Raw genomic sequence first — 21,490 nt, forward strand, 5'->3', positions numbered from 1 at the left:
CCATAAGTATTGGCCGCCCGTTTGCCATCATTTATGCCTGTAGACCGACGAATTCGACGGACTCCGTGGCGACTCGGTAGACCCCGTCTCTCACCGGAACGCCGGTCACGTCAGGGGTAAACTCAAAGTCTCCCGGCACGTTGATTGTGAGTATGCAACACCCAGGACCGCCGCAGTTCATGTCTGTCGGCGAGTCAGTACAACTCGCGCCTCGCGACCCGAACCCCGACGCAGACTACTCGTGGCGGGTTCGGAGCGCGCCGGTCGCCAGTAGCCTCGAACTCGACGAAGACACTGCAGTCGTGCAGTTCACGCCCGACGCGGCCGGGCGGTACGTCGTCGAACTCGACGCGCCCGACGTGACGTACACGCTCACCGTCCGCGTCTTCCCCGGTTCCTACCTGCCCGCCGGCTCGGTCAGGAGCGGCGCGAGCGGGATGAGCGGGATGAGCGGCTACAGCGGACAGAGCGGCTCCGCGCGCCCGACGGGGTTCAGCGGCGGCGCGTCCGGCTCCGGAAGCGGTACCGGCGACGCCCAGCGGGGACGGGGAGGTCGCCCGCGCATCAGGCTCGACGCGACCGTCGAGGACGGTGTCGTCGTCGTCCGCGCCGACCCGCACCCGAACCCCGAAAGCGACACCGACCGCGACGACCTCGTGGTCGAGTTCGTCGTCGACGACCGCGACGAGGTTGACGACGCGGCCGTCGAGACCGACGGCTGGGAACTCCGCGTCCCGCTTTCGGCGATTGGCGACCGGCTTCGCGTCCACGCCGTCGCCCTCGACGAGACGTACAGCGTCCCCGACACCGTGACCGTCGAACGCGAGGCCATCGCCGACGGCGGGGTCGCCGAGGCGGAGACCGACGCGGTACAGGCCGACGTGACGGGCCACGCCGACGGCTCCGGCGCGCAGGAGGCGTCCGTCTCCGTCTCTCGGCCGAACGACCCGCCGCAGTGGGCCCAAGCGGTGACGCTCTACGAGATTTACGTCCGCGGCTACGCCTCGGACGTCGAGGACGCCGACAACACCTTCGAGGCGCTCGAAACGCGGCTCGACTACCTCGAATCGCTCGGCGTCGACTGCCTGTGGCTCACCCCCGTGCTGGAGAACGACCACGCGCCCCACGGCTACAACATCGTGGACTTCTACGACGTCGCCGAGGACCTCGGCACCCGCGAGGACTACGAGCGGTTCGTCGAGGCCGCTCACGACCGCGGCATGAAGGTGCTTTTCGACCTCGTGCTCAACCACTCCGCGCGCGCCCACCCCTTTTTCGAGGACGCCTACAAGAACCCCGACTCCGAGTACTACGACTGGTACGAGTGGCGGGAAGACGGCGAGCCGGGCACCTACTTCGACTGGGAGTACATCGCCAACTTCGACCACCGGAACCTCGACGTCCGGCGCTACCTGCTCGACGCGGTTGACATGTGGGCCGAGGTGGTCGACGGCTTTCGCTGTGACATGGCGTGGGCCGTCCCCGACACGTTCTGGCAGGAGATTCGGGACCGCGTGAAGGCGAAAGACCCCGAGTTCCTGCTCCTCGACGAGACGATTCCCTACATCGCGGACTTCCACGAGGGCATGTTCGATATGCACTTCGACACGACGCTGTACTTCACGCTCCGGCAGGTCGGCCGCGGCGACGAACCCGCCGAGCGCATCCTCGACGCCATCGAACAGCGGACGCAGGTCGGCTTCCCCGACCACGCGTCGTTCATGCTCTACCTCGAAAATCACGACGAGACGCGCTACGTCGTCGAGTGCGGCGAGGACGAGGCGCTGGCCGCCGCGGGCGCGCTGTTTACGCTCCCCGGCGTGCCGATGATCTACGGCGGGCAGGAAATCGGCCAGCGCGGCCGCCGCGACGCCCTCGCGTGGGACCACGCGAGCGACGACGTCCACGAGCACTACGAGCGGCTCATCGAGGTCCGCGACGAGACGCCCGCGCTCCGGTATGACGGGACGTTCCGCCGCATCGACTACGAGGCCGACTCCGACCGCGCGGTCGCGTTCGTCCGCGACCACGACGACGGCTCGTATCTCTGTGTGCTCAACTTCGCGCCCGGCGCGACCACGGTCGACGTCGGCGACCTCGACGTCGACGCGACTGACGTGGTCTCCGGTGAGTCGGTCGCCGCCGAGGGTGGCGTCCGCGTCGACGACGTGGTCGTCTGCCCGCTCGCGTAACTCTCGAACGCCGGACACGCTTCCGGCGGGTGGAGGCCCCCACTAGATTCATACCCTCAGCGGATTTTTGGACGTGTGTTCACTGTAAAACCCGGTATAGTATCCGATAATATCGGTAATATACTTCTTATCTGGTCTATCTCTCTAAACAATCGATAAGTGTTTATGGGGCATTGTGGACAGAGTTTTTCTATTATACCTCTGTGCTACTCGCCATATGATATACAAATCGATGCAGAAGAACGGCGAAACTGTGCACGATTGTGCTACTTTGGAAGGGGTTCGCGTATGGGTCTCGTAAAAATGACCAAGTGGCGAACGCTCCTTCTCGCCACTATCGGGTTCAACTTCTCCTTTCTCATCTGGTTCTCGTTCGCGCCCTTTACCGGGCCGATGGCGGAGGAGTTCGGGCTCTCGCTCGCCGAAATCGGCATCTTGGCGAGCGCGGCAATCTGGCTTGCGCCCTTCGGCCGCATCCTCACCGGCTGGCTCTCGGATAAGTTCGGTGCGCCGGTGGTGTTCGCTATCGTCCTCGGCTACGTCGGGGTGTTCTCGATGGCGAGCGCGTTCGCCGAGAGCTACACCGTGTTCTTCGTCGAGCGCCTCGTCGTCGCCACGGCGGGCATCACGTTCGTCATCGGCATCCAACACGTCTCTGAGTGGTTCGAAGAGGAGAACCTCGGCATGGCCGAAGGCGTTTACGCGGGCGTCGGGAACGCCGGGGCCGCCGGCGGCGCGCTCATCCTGCCCCGCGTGTTCGGGGCTGACTGGAGCGGGCCCCTGTTCCAGAGCAACTGGCGGGCGGCGTTCTTCTACACCGGCGTCGTCTCGATTCTGCTCGCGGTCGCCTACTACGTCCTCGGCGAGGCCGCGGCGACCGACGAGCGCCGGCAGGCGACCGCCGACAACGCGACGCTCAAGCAGTGGGTCCACACCGCGACCCGGTACGGGACCGTCGCGCTCGCGCTCGCCTACGTCATGAGCTTCGGTCTCGAACTCTCGATGAACGGCTGGCTCGCCACCTACTACCGCGAGGCGTTCAACACGAACAACCTCGTGCTCGCGAGCACGTTCGCGGCCACGTTCTCCATCGCGGCCGGCCTACTCCGGCCTATCGGCGGTTACGTCAGCGACGTGCTGGCTCGCAAGGAGATGGACATTCTGCCCGTCTTCGAGGGCCGCTACCGCGAGCAGTGGACGTTCGTGGCGCTGTCGTTCATCGTCGTCTCCATGCTCGTTATGACCCTCGCCGGCCTCTCGGGGACCGTCCTCATCGCGGTGGCCGCCGGCTTCATGGTCGGCATGGCCTGCGCGTTCGCGGAAGGCGCAATCTTCGCGCAGGTCCCCGCGATGTTCCCCAACAGCTCGGGGGCCGTCGCGGGCGTCGTCGGCGGCGTCGGCACCATCGGCGGCATCACCTACCCGCTCGTCTACTCCTCGGTGCTCCTGCCGAACCTGCACGTCGGCTACGCGCTCGTCGCGGCGACGATGGTTCCCATCGTCCTCCTGAACGCGTGGGTCTACCGCCCGCACATCGCGGAGCGCGCGACCGTCGACGGCTTCCTCGGCTCGTCGGGAACGACCGGCCCGGCCGACGACTGAGCCCTCGACCGCGACGTTTCATTTTTCGCTCGACGCCCACCGCTCGCGAGCCGCCGGCTCTCGACGTTCGCCTCAGGCGACGCGCGCGTCGGTCTCGACCGAGACGCCGTCGAGGTAGTCACCGTCGGGTCCGACCCACTCGCCTTCGGTCCCGCAGTCGGTGGTCAGCCGGCAGACGCGGGTCTCCGGCGGCCAGACGACCCGTACCTCGCCGCCGGAGCGCTCGACGGAGACGGTCTGGCGGTACGTGACCGTCTCGCCGAAGTCACCGGCGTAGGTCACCGCGAGGTCGACCTCGCTCGCGCCCGCCGGAACCGACAGCCGCGCTGGGCCGGCGGCCAGCGGGCGGTTCGTCACGGCCACGCCCGCCGGCGTCAGCGACCACTCGACGGTCAGGTTCTCGGCCGTCGCCGCGTCGTAGCGGGCGTACCCCTCCTCGGTCTCGACGCGGACCGACACCGTGTTCGCCCACGCGGGCGCGCCGAGCGCCGTCGTCGCGTCGACCCGCTCGCCGGCGAGCACGTCGAGTCGGGTCAGTTCCGGTTCGACGGGCGCTTCGGCTCCGGTCCACGTGCCCCGATAGGTGAACCGATACGGAGTCCGGTTCGTCGCGTCGAGGACCGCGACGTCCCGTTCGGCCCCGCCGTCGATGGCGTACAGCACCGGGCCGTCGAACCCGGGGTCGTTGCGGAGCGTCTGGAAGGGATGGGCCGACCAGTCGCCGTAGGGGCCGGGGTGGAAGACGAGCGCCTTCGTCTCGGTGCCCGCCGCGGCCGGGTCGCCGGCGACGCCGAGACCGCCGTCACCGCCCCCGATGCCCTCGGCACCGCTTTCGAGACCGCCGGCACCGACGCCCGGAAGCGACGGCGTCAGCGGCGGCTGTTCGAAGCCGGCGTCGAGGAGCGGTTCGTAGGTCGACGCGAAGGTCTCGGTTCGGAGCCGGTTTTCGTCGTATGGTTCTTCGACCGCCCCGACGGTCACGCCGCCGGCGAACAGCGCCGAGACGAGAAGCACCGAGAAGACGACGCCGCGGGCCTCCGAGGCCGAAAAGCGGCGGTGGGCCAGTCGGCGGAGGAGTCGAGCGCCGGCGACGACACCGGCCGCGCCGAACACCGCGAGCGGGACGAGCGCGTCGAAGTGATAAAACGGGCCGAGGAGGTCGATGAGACCGTTTCGGAGGCCGTTGTGCGTCCCCCAGAAGGCGGCGTTGCCGACGAACACCGAGGCGAACACGCCCGCGACGACGCAAGCGAGGGCGTCGTCCGAGAGTTCGGCGAACGCGCGGTCGCGGCCGCCGAGCCCGTGGTGGCGGCGTCTCGCGCTCCCCCGGAGGTTCCGGCCGGTCTTGTGGCCCCACCAGCGGCGGGCGGTGACGCCGACGCCGAACACCGCGGCGACGGTGCCGAGCCAGCCCATCGGCCCCCAGCGCGTCGCGAGCAGGTCGAGCGCTTCGACGGCAGTATCGACGCCCATGGCGGGCGTGTAGACGACCTCGTAGTCGAGGATGGCCCGCTCGCCGAAGCCGATTCCGTCCCGCGGGGCGAAGGCGATGTACGGGAACGTGAGCGGGTCGCCCGTCACGACGGCGTTGTACGCGAGGGTCAGGCCGACGAACGCGAGGCCGGGGAGCGCGATGGCGGCGTACCGGCGGAAGACGACCCAGCCGGTCCCCGCGCGCCGGGCGGTCGCCAGCGCCCACAGCGAGTGGGCGATGAACGGCAGGGCGAACAGGACGGCGGTGTAGGGCCGGGCGAAGAACGCCGCGCCGATGAGCGCGCCGGCGACGACGGCGTAGCCCGAGGAGTCCCGGCGGGCGGCCCGGACGTAGCAGACGGCGAAGCCGAGGTTGAGCATCGTCGTCGGCGCGTACGCGAGGAACGTCGCCGAGGTGAGCAGAAACAACGGCGAGAGCCCGAGCAGGCCCGCCGCGACGACGCCGGTCGTCCGGTCGAACGCGTCGGCGGTGAGGGCGTAGACGAGCGCGGCGGACACCGCGGCGATGGCCCCCAACACGAGGTTCGGAAGCCCGAAGGCGAGACCGACCGCGAACAGCGCCGGCACCGCCGGCGAGTACTTCGAGTAGAGCTGGACGCCGCCGGGCGCGCTCGGCGTCTCCTGTACCACGAAGAACCACGGCCTGACGGCCTCGGTCAGTTGGCCGGGATAGAGGAACAGCTTGCCTTCGAGGAGCATCGCGGCCTGCGTGAGGTAGACGCCCTCGTCGTCGTTGACGGTGTGGTACGGAAAGAGGTCGACTGCGAGCCACGTCACGACGAGTCCGACGACAAGGGAGACACAGAGCGCGGCGAGTCGCCGCCGCGTCCGGGTTCGGTCGATGTCGATGGAGAAGCCGGTCCCGAACGCGAGGCCGCGGACCGCGGCGCGAACGCGCCCGCCGAGCGGGACGCTCCAGCCCGTATTCGAGTCTCGCCGACCCATTCTCAGTCCGAGTAGAGGCCGGTCTCGGGGCGCTGTTCGCGCGGGAACCACGCGAGTTCGTGGCCGGCGTCGAGCGTCACCTCGACACAGCCGTCGGTCGGGACTGTCTCGTCGTGGTTGTGCATACACAGCAGGGTATCGCCGCCGTGGAGTTCGACCTCGTAGAGGATGGTCGGGCCGAGGTAGCGCTTGCCGACGACCTTGCCGTGGCCGTCGCCGCCGTTGCAGGGATGCGCCGACACGTCGTCGGGGCGGACGAGGATGTCGATGTCGGTGTCGTCGTACTCGGGCGCGAGGCCGTGAATCTGGTCGCGGCCGACCGTCCCCAGCTCGGTTTCGACCACGTCGCCCGCGATGCGTCCCGGTAGGAACCCGGCGTAGCCGAGGAAGCCGGCGACGAAGCGCGACTCGGGGTGTTGGAACACCTGCTCGGGCTCGCCGATCTGTTCGAGGTCGCCGTCGTTCATCACGGCCACGCGGTCGGAGATGGACATCGCCTCCTCTTGGTCGTGGGTGACGGAGACGGCCGTCACGCCGGCCTCCTTGAGGATGCGGCGGACCTCCTCGCGCATCTGGACGCGGAGGTCAACGTCGAGGTTCGAGAAGGGCTCGTCGAGGAGCAGGATGGCCGGCTCCGGCGCGAGCGACCGCGCGAGGGCGACCCGCTGTTGCTGGCCGCCGGAGAGCTCGTCGGGGTAGCTCTCGCCTTGGGTCTCCAGTCCCACGAGGTCGAGGAGGTCCGCCACGCGCTCGTCGCGTGCGGCCTCGTCGAGGTCCTTCAGCCCGAAGGCGATGTTCTCGGCCGCGGTGAGGTGCGGGAACAGCGCGAACTCCTGGAAGACGACGCCGACGCCGCGCTCCTCGGGCGCGCGGAAGGTGTCGCCGCCGGAGACGACGTTTCCGTTCAGTCGGACCTCGCCCCCGTCGGGGCGGTCGAGTCCGGCGATGAGCCGGAGCGTCGTCGTCTTCCCACAGCCCGAGGGGCCGAGGAGCGTGAGGATTTCGCCCTCCTCGACGCTGAGCGAGAGGTCGGCGATGACCGACTCGGTGCCGTAGGACTTTGAGACGTCGTCGAGTTCGAGGACGCCGCCGGCGTCCTCGTCGTCGGCCTCGGAGCCGGTGGATTCCGTGCGGTTCGAACGGTCGGTGGTCGAGAGTGTGCTATTTGACATCGTATCCCTCTTGGGTGATGATGACGAGCATCGAGAGCCCGGAGACGAAAAGCAGGATGAACGCGGGCACGACGGCCTGACCGAAGTAGCCCTGCTCGTAGGCCGTCCAGATGTGCGTCACGAGCGTACTGAACCCCGAGGGGCGGAGCAGGAGCGTCGCGGGCAGTTCCTTCATCGTGGTCAGGAAGACGAGCGCCGCGCCGCCGAACAGACCGGGCGCGACGAGCGGGAGCGTGACGTGACGGAACGCCCCCGACGGGGTCTCGCCGAGCGTCCGCGCCGCCTCCGGGAGCGCGGGGTCGACCCGGAGGAACGACGCCCGGAGCGACCCGATGGCCTGCGGGAGAAAACGGATGACGTAGGCGAACACGAGGAGATAGAGCGTCTGGTAGATGGGCGTCGCGTAGGAGCTTCCGAAGAAGACGAGCGCCAGTCCGAGGACGACCCCCGGCACCGCGTAGCCGACGTAGGTCGCGCGCTCGAAGACGGAACTCAGCCGAGACGGGTGCCGCGCGGCGAGATACGCGACCGGCAGGCCGGCGAGCGTCGCCGCGCCCGCGGTCGCCGCCGCGACGAGGACCGAGTTGAACGCGTACTCGGGTTGGAACGCGAGCGACCCGCTCGTCGCGGCGACGCCCTGCGCGAGCCACGTAAAGAGGATGCCGAGCGGGACGAGGAGTCCGACGGTCGCGACGAGCGCCGCGAAGCCGAGCGCCGGGTACTTCCACCGGCCGAGCGGCATCGGTGCCCCCGAGCGCCCGCCGGTCGTCGTGCGCTCGTCGCCCCGAATCTTCGATTCGAGGGTCAAAATGAGGAGCGTCACGGCGATGAGCTGGAGCGACAGGAGCGTCGCGGTGTCGCGGCCGAACGTCCCGAACTCCACGTAGATGACGCGAGTGAAGGCGTCGAACCGCATAATCGCCGGCGTGCCGAAGTCCGAGAGGACGTACAGCGCCGTCAGGAGCGAACCGGCGGCGACCGCGGGGCGAATCTGCGGGACGGTCACCCGCTTGAACGCCTCCCAACGGCTGTGGTTCAGTGTCCGCGCGGCGTCGATGAGCGTGGTGTCCATCGACTTCAGCGCGGCCCGGGTGGTGATGAACACGTACGGGTACGTGTAGAGCGTCAGCACCAAAACGGCACCGGGGAGTCCGTATATCTCGGGGAGCGAGTCGACGCCGAGCGGGGCCAAGAGCCGCTGGAACGCGCCCCGCGGGCCGAACGCCGAGACGAACGCGAACGCGCCGATATAGCTCGGGATGACGAGCGGGAGAGAGACGACGACGGTCCAAAAGCGCCTGAACGGCAGGTCGGTCCGGACGGTCAGGTACGCCAGCGGGACGCCGAGTCCGATACACGCGGCGGTGACGAGCGTGACGAGGACGGCGCTGTTCAGGAACACTTCGACGGTCGTCGGCCGGGTGACGAGCGCCACCGCCTCGGCGAACCCCACGTCGAGCGCGGTCTTGACGAGCCACAACAGCGGGACGACGACGGCGGCGGCGACGGCCCCGCTCGCGATGGTCAGACCGAGCGGTTGCTCGTCGTCTCCTCCACCGGTCCCAGTCTGCTGTTCGGTCGCCATGAGTATGCTACCTCAGAGGACGCCCACCTCACGCAAGAGTTCCACGGTTCCTTCGAGGTCCGAAAGCTGGGTCAGGTCGAGGGCCTCCGGCGGGCTGAGTTCGTCGATGCTCGGCAGTTCGCCGATGGGGTCGACACCCGAGACCAGCGGGTACTCGAAGGTGGTCCGCGCGAAGTAGTCCTGCGCTTCGGCCGAAAGCAGGTGTCGAACGAAGTTGCTCGCCAGTTCGGCGTCGTCGGTGCTGTCGAGGACGAGCGCGCCCGCGACGTTGAAAATCGACCCGGCGTCGCCCGCGGTGAAGGCGGTCGAAAGCGACGCGTTCGGTCGCCCGGCGAGGATGCGCTGGATGTAGTAGTGGTTGGCGAAGCCCGCGCCGATTTCGCCGTCGGCGACGGCCTGCGAGACGAGGAACTCGTCGTTGTACTCCGTGACGCCGAGGTCCTGCATCCCCTGTAACCACTCTCTCGTGGCGTCTTCGCCTTCGAGGACGCGCATCGCCGTGACGAACGCCTGGAACGAGGAGTACGTCGGTGCCCAGCCGATGTTGTCTCTGAACGCCTCCGTGTCGGGGAAGGCCATGATGTCGTCGGGGATGTCCGACTCGTCGAACTGGTCGGTGTTGAACGGGACGGTCCGGGCGCGACCGGAAGTCCCGGTCCACTGCCCGTCCGGGTCGTGGAACTCGTCGCGGACGAGGTCGAGCACCTCGCTCGGAAGCTCCTGCGTGCGACCGGCGTCCTTCAGCGCACCGAGCGAACCCGCGTTGACCGAGAAGAACACGTCTGCGGGGCTGTTCTGCCCCTCGGTCTGAATCTGGTTGACCAGTTCGGCCGCCGAGTTGTACCGCGGGCGGATGGTGAACTCGTCGTAGTACTCCTCGAAAAAGGAGATGAGTTCGCCGACGAGCGCCTGCCCGCGCCCCGAGTAGAGCGTGAGCTCGCCCGAGAGGTCCGGCATCTCCGTGACGGAGACGCCCCCGGTAATCTCGCGCTCGCCGAACGGAGAACGCCCGGAGCCGATCTGTCCGACCGACTCGTTGGTTCCGGCTTCGGTCGTCGTCTCTGTCTCCTCGCCGCTTCCGCCGGTACACCCGGCGAGCGCGCCGACCCCGAGGGCCGCCGTCGTCGCGATGAATCGGCGACGACTGTGACGGCGAAGCTCTCGATCGCGTTCGTGCATATATGAATTTAGGCCTCCCTAAAACATTTATACCTACCGATTTGTCGAGAGAAGCGGCCGAACCGCGGGACAAAGAGCCGCTACTCGGTCCGTCGGTGCGCGTCGGTCGGCCGGTTGGTCAATCGTCGGCCAATCAGTCAGTCGTCGGCCGGTGCGGCGGCCCGCGGCGCGTCGAGCGCGGCGAGGCAGTCCAGCCAGTCGCGCATGTGCTCGCCGACGTAGTTGAAAAAGCCGCCGTTGCGGTACTCGGACCAGTCGCCGTCGGCGAGGGCGTCGGCCATCGCCTCGAAGACGCCGGCGTAGCTGTCGGCGTCCCCGCCGACCGCGTCGACGACCTCCCAGAGGTGCTCGTTGAGTTCGAGGCCCGGTACCTCGTTGTTGAGGTCGTCGAACGTCGGGCGAGCGGCCTTGTTGTGCTCGCACAGCGGGTAGCCCGTCACGACGTCTTTCCCGAGCACGTCGGCGGCGCGCTTGAGGAAGACGCCCGACCAGATGTCGTCGAAGCGACCGACCTCCCACTCGTTGTCGTCCATCGGGAGCTGGTAGAACGCCGGGACGACCTCGCGCTCGAACGCGAGGTTCATCGAGCAGACGGTGAGGTACTGGCCCGGCTCGGCCACGAAGTCGCCGTCGAAGTCCTCGAAGTCGGTCCGGGTCTGGGCCTGCCCTTCGAGGTCGCCGTCCATCAGGATGCGGACCGCGTCGAGGTCGGGGACGTTCGTCCACAGCCCCTGTGAGGCGACCACGTCGCGGAGTTCGCGCGTCCCGGTCTCGACGGTCTCGTCCATCGCCGAGTAGGGGTAGCCGCGGGGGTACAGCCCGTGTTCGTCGGCGTTCTGGTAGAGGACGTTGACCCAGCGCTCGTCGCTCGACACCGACTCCACCTCGTCGGTGCGAGCGAGGTTCGCCATGTGGCGACCGAAGAAGTCCCACTCGTCGTGGGGGAGCGTGTCGTCGTCGATGAACACGCCGTAGTCGAACTCGGAGTGCGCCCACATGTACAGCAGACCGAAGCTCGTCTGGGCGTGGCTCGCCGCCGGCACGAGATGCGAGTACTCGGAGACATCGTGTTCGTCGTACCACTCCTCGCGGGCCGTCCCGTCGAAGACCGCGCCCGAAACCCCCTCGTCGTCCAGCATCGACGCCATCCCCTCGGTGTCACAGAAGTCCTCGGTCACGAGGAGAACGAACAGCCGGTCGAGGTCGAAACCGTGTGCCCGCGCGTTGTCGAAGTACGCCCGCATGCACTCGTACTCCCGGATAGTCGGGACGATCACACAGATGTCCGCATTCATTGCCTCCATAGATTTAGGCCACCCAAAAATAGATGTTGGTTCGGGATAGCGGCCCTGAAATGACGGTATAGTGATATTTCACTCGTCGGGTCGGCGGAGGTGGGCGGTTCGCGCCCGGTCGCCCGCTTCAGGCCCGCGTTCCCGTCAGCGACTCCAACAGCAGGACCGCCGTGTCCGTCGCCAGCGGGTCGTTCGCGTTGCCGCACTGCGGCGACTGCACGCAGGAGGGACAGCCGTCCTCGCAGTCGCAGTCCGAAATCAGGTCGGCGGTCTGGCGCATCAGCCCCTCCACGATGTCGTAGCCGGCGCGCGTGATGCCGACCCCGCCGGGGTGGCCGTCGTAGATGAAGATCGTCGGCTGGTCGGTGTGGGCGTGGTACGGCGTCGAGAGCCCGCCGATGTCGCCGCGGTCACAGAGCAGTCGAAGCGGGAACAGCGAAATTATGCCGTGTTCCGCGGCGTGGATGCCGCCGTTGAAGCCGTAGTCGCGGCCCTCCGGGCGGTCGCTCGATAGCTCGCGCATCTCCGCGTCCACGTCGCCGGGGACCGTGAAGTACAGCGCCTTCGTCCGCAGGCTCGTCTCCGGGAGGTCGAGCAGTTGCTGGCCGATGGTCGTCCCGCGCTTCGGGTCGCGGCGCTCGAAGCCCGTTATCTGCTTTCGCATCGTCACCTCCGCGAACCGGACCTCCACGTCCGACCGCGCCGACAGCGGTTTCGACAGGATGTCCCGCTCGACCGTGATGTGTTTGTCGTGGAGGACGCGGGTGTAGTAGTCAGCCCACGTCGGCTGGAGTCGGGCCACGTCGCGGTCCAAATCCAACTCGGCGACCTCGTACGTCTGACCCTGATGGTGGTAGACCGCGCCGGGATGGGCGTCCCGGAGCGCGTCGTCGAACGCCAGCGTGGCGATGGTCTCGTCGTTCCGCGAATCCATCAGTTGCACCTCGCGGTCGGTGATGGTTCGGAGGCTCATCGCGTGTTGCGGGCTCTCGCTCCCGTCGTGAGTCCACCGGAGCCCGTCGTCGGTCTCCCGGCGCGCCAGCGTGCCGTCGGCTTCGAGGTCGGAGACGACGCCGGGGAACGACCCGCCGAAGTACGACTCGTCTTCGGTCGAGAGCCAGTTCTCGGCGGCCGCGCAGGCGACGTGGGAGGGGAGGAGATGGTCGTTTTCCGGGTCGGAGACGGCGCGTTCGGGGTCGCCGTCGAAGAACTCCGCGGGGTGGTTCATCAGGTACTGGTCGAGTTGGTCCTCGCCGCCGACGAACACGACCAAGGCGGGTCTGTCGCCGCGGCCCGCCCGCCCGGCCTGTTGCCACGCGGACATCCGCGTGCCGGGGTAGCCGTCGATGAGCACCACGTCGAGGCCGCCCACGTCGACGCCGAGCTCCAGCGCGTTGGTGCTCCAGACGCCCGCGATGTCGCCGTCGTGGAGGCCGGCCTCTATCTCCCGCCGCCGGTCGTGGGTCAGCGAGGCCTGATACGCCGCCACCTCGCCGGCGAGCGCGTGTTCGCCGCGACTCCGAAGGTTGCTCGCGCTCTCGGAGGCGTACCGTTCGGCGGCCTGTCGAGCCCGGGTGAACGCCAGCGTTTGGTGACCGCGCGCGACGAGGTCGACAAAGAGGTTCTTGGTCTCGACGTGGCCCGAGCGCCGCCGCCCCGACCCACCGGCGTCGGGATTCTCGTACTCCGGGGGGTTCCAGAGGAGCCAGTTGGTCTCGCCGGTCCCGCTCGCGTCCTCGTCCACGAGCGCGAAGGAGTCCTCCCGCTCGCCGGTGATGCGCGCGGCGTGTTCGACGGGGTTGCCGATGGTGGCCGAACAGCAGACGAACTGCGGGTCGGCCCCGAACCGCTCGCAGACGCGCTTGAGCCGGCGGACGAGCAGGGCGACGTGACTCCCGAACACCCCGCGGTAGCCGTGGACCTCGTCGATGACGACCGTCTCCAGCGAGGAGAAGAACCACTCCCACAGCCGATGGGCGTGCGGGAGAAGCGCGTAGTGAACCATGTCCGGGTTCGAAAGCAGGACCGTCGGCATCCGCTTTCTGACCTCGCGCTTCTCCGACTTCGACAGCCGGCCGGTGTACTGGTCGACCGAGACGCGACTGCCGAAGCCGAGGCCGCGCGCGAGGTCCGACAGCGTGTCGAGTTGGTCGGCGACGAGCGCGTTCTGCGGGCCGAGATAGAGCGTCCGCCCGCCGTGGTCCATCGCCCGCTCGAACGCCGGGACGGTGTACGCGAGGCTCTTGCCGCTCGCGGTCCGCGTCGCCAACACGACGTTGTTCCCGTCGCGGATAGCCTCGACCGCCTCGGCCTGATGCCGGTAGAGCCGGTCGATGCCGCGGTCGTCGAGCGCCGACGCCAACCGCGGTTCGAGGTCCACGTCGGCAAACGCCGGCTCGCGCGCCTCGAACCGGCGGTGGGACCGAATCTGCCCCTCGTAGTACGGTCTGGTCCGAAGCCACTCGATGAGGTCGTCCACACGCCCACTGCGGACGTGGTCGCCCTAACGCTGTCGCAGGTTGGAACTGATAGCACACGGCACGACTGCCGCGCCGTTTTTGTGCTTCGCGTCCCGACGAAAGATATGAACGAGTCCGCGGACGCCGTGCTCATCTACGACGGCGAGTGCGCCTACTGCTCGGTCGCCGCGTCGGCGCTGAAGCGCCTCGACGACGTGGAAGCCATCTCGTGGTACGACGACGCGGCGCAGGCGTTCCTCGACGCCCAGTTCGCGGACGTGCCGTTCGCCATGGTGCTCGTCGACCGCCGCGAGCGCCGGGTCTACGCCGGTCGCGCCGCCGCCAAAGAGCTCACCGACCGCGCCGGAATGCCCGGTCTCCTCGGTAGTCTCGTCCGCGACAACTACGACCGAATCGCCAAGGTCGTCGGCGCCGCCAGCGGCCGCGGCCGCGACCCCGACGACGTCCACAGCGTCTACGACCTCGACGCCGCCGCGGCCGACCTGTTTGCGGCTCTCCTCGACAACGCCGAAAAGCGACCCGCCGAGCTTTCGTAACCGGAAGGACGTTCCCCGACTATGCCCGTCTCGCGGAACCCGACCGACGACGCCCCGACAGTCCACTCGCTCGACCCCGCGGTCCTCGGCACCGACGACGACCCGCTGGCGCTCGACGCTCGGTCGCCCGTCGGGACGTACGCGCTCGTCTTCGACGCGCCCGCGGTGACCGTCGAGGTCGGCGCGCTGGGCGAACACCGCCTCTCGGCGGGAGCCTACGTCTACGTCGGGAGCGCGTTCGGCGCGGGTGGCCTCCGCCGCGTCCGCCGCCACCGGCGCGTCGCGGCCGGCGACCACGAGGTTCGCCACTGGCACGTCGACTACCTCGGCGGACACACCGACACCGACCTCGCGCGGGTCGTCTGCGTCACCGACCGCGACGTGGAGTGTGCGGTCGCGACCGAACTCGCGTCGTCGCTCGGTGCGGCGGGCGTCGACGGCTTCGGCTCGTCGGACTGCTCGTGCGACGCGCACCTCGCGCGCGGCGACTCGGTGGAGACGGCGATTCCCCTCGTCGAAGAAGCGTTTCGGAGCAAAATGTGAAGGGGAATGTCTTCCCCTTCTGACGCCCGAACCGGACCGGGCACCCCGGTTCGGACGAAAAGCCGGTTGTCAGAGGCACCCCGGCATAGCCTTCTACTCCTGCTACACGCTTTACTTCACCCATCGCATCACTCACTCACACGGTGAGTAAGAGTATATAAACAAATCGATTATTTATATACAAACGCCCGGTTCTCCTGTTATTTAAGTAGCATCACGTTCATATAATTCGACATGGTTCGGTCCGAGGTCGACGAGGTGTTCGACGTGCTCGCGTCGCGGGCCGACGTGCTCGACGCCGTCGTTCGCCAGCCTCAAACGACGGCGCAACTCGCGGGCGACCTCCCGGTGTCGCGGTCGACCGTCGACCGCGGGCTCCGCGAACTGGAGCGCGCGGGCTTCGTCGAGACGAACGGCGGCGTCCACCGCCCGACGCTCGCCGGTCGAATGGCGCTCGATACGTACGCGCACTTCGTCGAGTGTCTGGACGATATCGACGCGGCCGCCGCGGTGCTCGACTCGCTCGACTCGGACGCGCGGCTCGCACCGGCGTTCCTCGACGGCTGTGACGCCATCTCCGTCAGTGACGGCGGTTCCGGCCCCGCGCTGTCGAAGCTCACGTCCTTCGTCGAAGCGGCGGCGTCGATACGCGGGTGCGTCCGCGGGGCCCTTCCCTCGCAGGTCGACGCCTACTACCGGGCCGTCGTCGAGAGCGGCACCCCGGTCGACCTCGTCGCCACCGACGACGTAGTCCAGCGACTCGTCACCGCCTATCGGCCACAGCTCGCCGAGGCGTGGTCGGTCGACTCTTTTTCCCTCCAGTCGGTCGATTCGCTTCCCTACAGTCTCGTCGTTTCGGACCTCCCGGACGGCCCCGTCGCGTTCCTCGTCGCGTACTCCGAGCGCGGCCTCGCGGGCCTCATCTACAACGACTCGCGGCCGGCGGTGTCGTGGGCCAGACGACGCATCGACGACTGGCGGACAGACGCCGCGCCGCTTCCTCGGCCGTCAATCGACGACCGCTGAGGTCACCACCGCCTGCGGCCGATGCCCCCGAGACCCCAACGACTTACGGCAGTGCCCGCGAAGGAGTCCCAATGACGACGACGTTTCCCGGAATCCCCTATCTGGAGTGGATTGTCGACCGGGCGGCCGAGGCCACCCACGACCTCGCGACGAGCGACCTCGGCCCGTCCCGCCGCGGCGACGACCTCGTCCCGCCGGTTCTCGAGGGTCGCTCTGACCCCGAAGACGCGACGCTCGCCGGCCAACTCGCGGAACGCTACGGCGTCTCCGAGTCGTCGGTCCTCGTCACCGCGGGCGCGACGAACGCGAACTTCCTCGCCGCCTGCGCCCTTCTCGACCTCGCGACTGACGACGACGACCGCGACGAGTCCGACGCCACGCGTCCGCAGGTTCTCGTCGAAAAACCCGGCTATCAGCCGCTCGTGGCCACGTCGGAGGCGCTCGGCGCGCGCGTCGACCGCTTCGTCCGCCCACCGGAGTACGACTACGAACTCGAACCCCCCCGCCTCGACGGGGCCTCGACCGACACCTTCGCCTACGCCATCGTCACCAACCGACACAATCCGTCGGGCAAACTCACGCCGCGCGCCGAACTCGCCGAGGTCGCGGCGGCCGCGGCCGACGCCGGCGGCTACCTCCTCGTCGACGAGGTGTACGCGCCCTTCGTCGACCCCGCGGTCGACGGCCCCTTCGGCGGCACCACCGCGTCCGGCCTGCAGAACACCGTCGCCACCGGGTCGCTAACGAAGTTCTACGGGCTCGGCGGCCTCCGCGTCGGCTGGATTATCGGCCCCGAAGCGGTCGTCGAGCGCGCCCGCTCGGCGTCGATGTACCTCCCCGCGGTCGCCGAACCGAGCACCAAACTCGCCCGGCGCGCGCTCCACCACGGCGACGAGATAGAGGCCGCCGCCCGCGAGCACCTCTCGGCCAATCACGCCCTCCTCGCGGCGTTCGTCGCCGAGCGCGACGACCTCGACGGGCGCATCCACGCCGGCGGGACGTTCGCCTTCCTCGACCACGCCGCCGCCGACGGCGACGCGGTCGCGGACGCCGCGTGGGACCGCGGCGTGCTCGTCGTCCCCGGCCGATTTTTCGACTCGCCGGAGTCGTTCCGCATCTCGCTGGGCGGCGACCCCGAGGCGATGGAAACCGGACTCGCCGCCTTCGGCGACGCGCTCGACGACCTCGCCGAGTAGCCCGCCACGCCCACCGGTTACGGCTTCTCGCTCCCCGCCCGCCTACTGTTCTGTCTTCTCGATGAGCGGGTGCTGGAGGTAGTCGTTGACCTCTACGTCCGCGAGCGACCGGAGGCCGCCGAGGCGGGCCATCCTGCGCAGGCCCAACTCGTCGACGTCCTCCGGCGAGACCGTGAGCACGTGCGCGAGCATCCGGTCGATATCGAGCCGCCTCGCGGCCATCGCCCGGTGGTGACCGTCGACGAGCAACGTCTCGGAACCGTGGGAGACGACGATAAGCGGCTCCGCGAGGCCGTTCTGGAGTTCGTACTTCCGGCCTTCGAGCTCGTCGCCGTAGACCTCCCGCTGGGTCGGAATCAGCGAGCCGACGTCGACTTCGCGCTCGCCGACGCCGATGGACGTGTCGTGGGTCCGTTCGAGCATCTCGCGGGTGCTCTGGACCTTCGAGGGCGTCGTCCGCTCGATTTGGCTCCGCACCGCGTCGCCGTTCGAAAAGAGGCCGAGCAACACTCGGTCGTCGTCGACGACGGGGAGGAACTGGTGGCCGGTGCGGAAGATGACGCGCGCGGCGTTCTTCACCGTCATCTCCGGGCGGACGACTACGAGGTCGCGGCTCATCACCGACTCGACCCGCACGTCGCCGTTGACCTCCAAGAGGTCTATCGCACCGACGAACCCGAGGAGGCGGTGCTCGTCGTCGACGACCGGGAGACCGCCGTACTGCGGGCCGGCTTTGAGTCTGTCGACTACGTCTGTGACCCACGCGTCCGGGCCGACGGTCTCCACGCCGGTCGTCATGTACGCGTCGACGCGCACGTCGTCGAGTTCCATCGGTGTCATGGCTGGTTCCCTCGCATCTCGGTCGTCCCGCGATTGGCCGGCGAGCGCCCTAAACGTATCTGCGACGAAAAACGAGGCGGGACGGCGTGCGTCGGAACCCGGCCCGCGTCGTTTCGGCGTCGCGTTGCCGTCGCGTCGCTTACGCGTCGATGGCGCGCGCGAGCATCTCGACGGGGTGCGGTGGGTCGTCGGTCGCCCCGTCCATGTCTTCGAGTTGCGTCCGACACGACGCGCCGGGGGCGACGACCACGTCGCCCGGACTCTCGGCCACTTGGCCTTCGAGGATGTTCCCGATGGCCTTCGACATGGAGTAGTGTTCGGCTTCGTAGCCGAACGACCCGGACATCCCGCAACACGTCGAGTCCAGCGGGTCCACCTCGAAGCCGGCGCGGCGGAGAACGCCCACCGCGTGGTGGTCCTTCTTCGTGGACTTCTGGTGGCAGTGGCCGTGATACGTCAGGTAGTCGTCCTGCGGGTGGAACGACAGCGACTCGTCCAGCCGGAACGCGTCGACGTACTCCATGACGCCGTAGGCGTGTTCCGCGACGGCCTCCACGTCGTCGCCGGAGAGCAGGTCGAGGTAGTCCGACTGGAACATCACCGCGTCCGAGGGCTCACAGAGGACGACGTCCCAGCCCTCCTCGACGGCGGGCGCGAGCGCCTCGACGTTCTGCTCGGCGTCGGCGCGGGCCTTGTCGAGGAAGCCTTTCGAGTGCGGCGGCCGGCCGGAGCCGGCGACGCCCTCCGGAATCCGAACGTGGACGTTCGCGGCCTCCAGCGCCTTCACGGCGGCCTTCCCGACCTCGGGGTGGTTGTAGTTCGTGTACGTGTCGGGGAACACCAGCGCCCTGCGGTCGGCCTGCGCCTCCGGGACGCCCGCCCCGCCGCGGCTCTCGAACCAGTCGACGAAGCTCGTCGAATGGAATTTCGGGAGCGAGCGCTCCTTGGCGATGCCGACGGTCTTTTCCATGACCGTCCGCGCGCCCGGCACCTTCGTCGCCGCGTTGGCGAGCGGGGCGAACGCCGAGCCGAGCTTCGACAGCGAATCGATGTTGGCGAACAGCTTGTCGCGGAGGCTGGAGCCGTTGCGCTGGTGGTACTCGTGGACGACCTCGGCTTTCATCTTCGCCATGTCGACCTCGCTCGGGCAGTCCTTCGAACAGCCCTTACAGCCGACACAGAGGTCGAGCACCTCGTCGACGAACTCGTCGGTGAACATCTCGTCTTCGGGGAGGCCGCCGCTCATGGCCTGCCGGAGCATGTTGGCGCGCCCGCGAGTCGCCTGAATCTCCTCTTCGGCGGCGCGGAACGTCGGGCACATCACGCCGCCGACCGTGGACTGCTGGCCGCGACAGCCGGCACAGCCGTGGCAGAGTTCGACCATGCCCTCGAACCCGTTGTCGTTGTCCCAGTTCAGCGCCGGTTCGAAGCCGGCGTCGAACTCGTAGTCGGGGGAAAAGCGGAGGTTCTCGGTCATGTCGTAGTCGCCGCAGATGTTCCCCGGGTTCAGGAGCCAGTCGGGGTCGAACGCGGTCTTGAGGTCGCGGAAGACGTTCCAGAGGTGGTCGCCGTACAGCTTGCGGTTCCACTGGGTCCGCGCGCGGCCGTCGCCGTGTTCGCCGGAGACGGAGCCGCCGTACTTGACGACCAAGTCGGTCACCTCGTCGGCGATGGCCTCGAACGTCTCGACGCCCTCGGCCGTCTTCGTGTTGACGAGCGGGCGGATGTGCAGGACGCCCGGCCCCGCGTGGGCGTAGTACGACGCGAAGGTGTCGTGTTCGTCGAGGATGTCCTGGAAGTCCGAGACGTACGCCGGGAGGTTCTCCGCCGGGATGGCGGTGTCCTCGATGTACGCGATGTGCTTCTCGTCGGTCGTCCGCGAGAGGAGAATCGGGAGGCCCGACTTGCGCATCTTCCAGAACTTCGCGCGCGTGTCGGCGTCGTGGGCCTCCATGAAGTCGGTCGCGCGGCGCTCGTTTTCGGTCACTGAGGCCGACCCCGCCTCGGGGTCGAACTCGGTCCCGTCGGGGTCGATGACGCGGTCTTCGATGAGGTTCGCCACCTTCTGCTTGCCGGCCTCGTCGGAGTCGGCGTAGAACTCCACGAGGAGCGTCGAGTCCGTGCCCTCGGGGAGCATTCCGACCACGTCCGCGAACTCCGCGGTGTCGCGCGCGAGGTCGAGAAGCACGTCGTCCATGACCTCGACGGCCGCGGGCTCGTGTTCGAGGATGGGGGCAACGTCGTGCATCGCGTCGATGACGTCGTCGTAGGTGAGAAGCGCCACCGACGCGGTGTTCGGAATCTCCTCCAGCGAGACGGTCGCCTTCGTCACGATGCCGAGGGTGCCTTCGCTCCCGGCGATGAGCCGGCCGAGGTTGACCCGGCCGGCCTCCCAGTCCTCGTCGATGCCCGCGTCGTCGGGCGTGCGGCGCTCGCCGCGCATCTCGTCGACGAGCATGTCGAGGTTGTAGCCCGAGACGTTGCGCTTCAGGTCGGGGAAGCGCTCGGAAATCTCGTCGGCCTCCTCGTCGAGTATCCGCGCGATTTCGGCGTAGATTCGCGCTTCGAGGTCGCCGTCGGGGTCGCCGGACTCGCGGAGTTCGTCGACGCTTACCTCGCCGAGCGTCGTCACCGTCCCGTCCGCGAGGACGACCTCCAGTTCCTCGATGTAGTAGTCTGTCTTGCCGTACTTCAGCGAGTGCGAACCGGTGGAGTTGTTGCCGATTGCGCCGCCGAGCGCGGAGCGGTCGCCCCACGCCGGGTCGGGCGCGAACTTCAGGCCGTGGGGGGCGAGTTCCTCGTTGAGTTCGCCGAGGCGGACGCCCGCTTCGGCCGTGGCCGTCCGCGCCTCGGGGTCGATTTCCTCGACGCCGCCCATGTGGCGGACGAGGTCGAGGACGACGGCCTCGTTGACGGTCTGGCCGGCGAGGCTCGTGCCGCCGCCGCGGGGGAGGACGGGAATCTCGCGGTCGGCGCAGTACTCCATCACCGCCGCCACGTCGGCCGTCGAGGTCGGCATGACGACGCCGATGGGGACTTGCTCGTAGGCCGACGCGTCGGTCGCGTACAGCGTTCTCGTGTAGGTGTCGAAGCGCACGTCGCCCTCGACGAGGGACTCGAGGTCTTCGACCAGCCCCGGCCGCTCGACGTCGTCGCTGACGTAGTCGTAATCGCCAGCGAGCGCGGGGTCGGTGGCCGGTTCGTGCGTGTTGGATGCCATTGATTAGCTCTGTCGTATGTCGGTTTGCGTGAACGGATAAAGACACCCGGTGACGGGCGTCAGTCCGGGTCGCGCGCGGGTGGGTTGCGAGTCGGTTCGCGGTTCGAATCGATCCGGGTCAAGTCGAACCGAGTCGAATCGAGTCGATTCGGGCCGAGATAGTTCGGCCGGGCCGGGTCGAAAGC

Annotated in this window: 14 protein-coding genes; 6 read left to right on the forward strand and 8 right to left on the reverse strand. The window is 68.3% G+C overall.

Going from position 1 to position 21,490, the window contains the following annotated elements:
* The first annotated feature begins 152 nt into the window (after positions 1-152).
* Positions 153-2,192 (forward strand): alpha-amylase MalA, encoded by a 2,040-nt coding sequence (gene malA / locus ACFQI8_RS07655; RefSeq protein ID WP_390243780.1) that lies wholly within the window; start codon positions 153-155, stop codon positions 2,190-2,192.
* Positions 2,193-2,495: 303 nt separating this feature from the next.
* Complete coding sequence (locus tag ACFQI8_RS07660) at positions 2,496-3,794, forward strand: MFS transporter (RefSeq protein ID WP_390243781.1); 1,299 nt, start codon at positions 2,496-2,498, stop codon at positions 3,792-3,794.
* A 72-nt stretch (positions 3,795-3,866) separates the two neighbouring features.
* On the opposite strand, the gene ACFQI8_RS07665 is transcribed toward ACFQI8_RS07660, so the two are convergent.
* The 6 genes from ACFQI8_RS07665 to ACFQI8_RS07690 all read right to left on the reverse strand — a co-directional run bounded on the left by ACFQI8_RS07665 (position 3,867) and on the right by ACFQI8_RS07690 (position 13,943).
* Positions 3,867-6,233, reverse strand: a complete 2,367-nt coding sequence (locus ACFQI8_RS07665; protein ID WP_390243782.1) for a DUF7846 domain-containing protein — start codon at positions 6,231-6,233, stop codon at positions 3,867-3,869.
* A gap of 2 nt (positions 6,234-6,235) precedes the next feature.
* Positions 6,236-7,405 (reverse strand): ABC transporter ATP-binding protein, encoded by a 1,170-nt coding sequence (locus tag ACFQI8_RS07670; protein ID WP_390243783.1) that lies wholly within the window; start codon positions 7,403-7,405, stop codon positions 6,236-6,238.
* On the reverse strand, positions 7,395-8,990 hold the full coding sequence (locus ACFQI8_RS07675; RefSeq protein ID WP_390243784.1) for an ABC transporter permease: 1,596 nt from the start codon (positions 8,988-8,990) through the stop codon (positions 7,395-7,397). Before ACFQI8_RS07675 ends, ACFQI8_RS07670 begins: the two co-directional genes overlap by 11 nt.
* Positions 8,991-9,002: 12 nt before the next feature.
* A complete protein-coding gene (locus ACFQI8_RS07680; protein ID WP_390243785.1) occupies positions 9,003-10,169 on the reverse strand; it encodes an iron ABC transporter substrate-binding protein in 1,167 nt (388 codons plus the stop codon).
* A gap of 137 nt (positions 10,170-10,306) precedes the next feature.
* Positions 10,307-11,464 (reverse strand): alpha-1 4-glucan-protein synthase, encoded by a 1,158-nt coding sequence (locus ACFQI8_RS07685; RefSeq protein ID WP_390243786.1) that lies wholly within the window; start codon positions 11,462-11,464, stop codon positions 10,307-10,309.
* 127 nt (positions 11,465-11,591) lie between these two features.
* Entirely contained in the window at positions 11,592-13,943 is a 2,352-nt protein-coding gene (locus ACFQI8_RS07690; RefSeq protein WP_390243787.1) for a DEAD/DEAH box helicase, read from the reverse strand.
* A 105-nt stretch (positions 13,944-14,048) separates the two neighbouring features.
* Between ACFQI8_RS07690 and ACFQI8_RS07695 the strand changes: the two genes are divergently transcribed.
* The 4 genes from ACFQI8_RS07695 to ACFQI8_RS07710 all read left to right on the forward strand — a co-directional run bounded on the left by ACFQI8_RS07695 (position 14,049) and on the right by ACFQI8_RS07710 (position 17,245).
* Positions 14,049-14,480: a DCC1-like thiol-disulfide oxidoreductase family protein gene (locus ACFQI8_RS07695; protein WP_390243788.1), complete on the forward strand. Its 432-nt coding sequence runs from the start codon at positions 14,049-14,051 to the stop codon at positions 14,478-14,480.
* Between the two features lie 21 nt (positions 14,481-14,501).
* Positions 14,502-15,023 (forward strand): GIY-YIG nuclease family protein, encoded by a 522-nt coding sequence (locus tag ACFQI8_RS07700; protein ID WP_390243789.1) that lies wholly within the window; start codon positions 14,502-14,504, stop codon positions 15,021-15,023.
* Between the two features lie 234 nt (positions 15,024-15,257).
* A complete protein-coding gene (locus ACFQI8_RS07705; RefSeq protein ID WP_390243790.1) occupies positions 15,258-16,049 on the forward strand; it encodes a helix-turn-helix transcriptional regulator in 792 nt (263 codons plus the stop codon).
* A gap of 71 nt (positions 16,050-16,120) precedes the next feature.
* Positions 16,121-17,245, forward strand: a complete 1,125-nt coding sequence (locus ACFQI8_RS07710; protein ID WP_390243791.1) for a pyridoxal phosphate-dependent aminotransferase — start codon at positions 16,121-16,123, stop codon at positions 17,243-17,245.
* 42 nt (positions 17,246-17,287) lie between these two features.
* Here the strand turns inward: ACFQI8_RS07710 and ACFQI8_RS07715 are convergent, their stop codons facing one another.
* Positions 17,288-18,076: a CBS domain-containing protein gene (locus tag ACFQI8_RS07715; RefSeq protein WP_390244048.1), complete on the reverse strand. Its 789-nt coding sequence runs from the start codon at positions 18,074-18,076 to the stop codon at positions 17,288-17,290.
* 148 nt (positions 18,077-18,224) lie between these two features.
* Positions 18,225-21,305, reverse strand: a complete 3,081-nt coding sequence (locus ACFQI8_RS07720) for an FAD-binding and (Fe-S)-binding domain-containing protein (RefSeq protein ID WP_390243792.1) — start codon at positions 21,303-21,305, stop codon at positions 18,225-18,227.
* Between the last annotated feature and the right edge of the window lie 185 nt (positions 21,306-21,490).

Source organism: Haloferax chudinovii (genome assembly GCF_042663345.1).
Classification (GTDB): domain Archaea; phylum Halobacteriota; class Halobacteria; order Halobacteriales; family Haloferacaceae; genus Haloferax; species Haloferax chudinovii.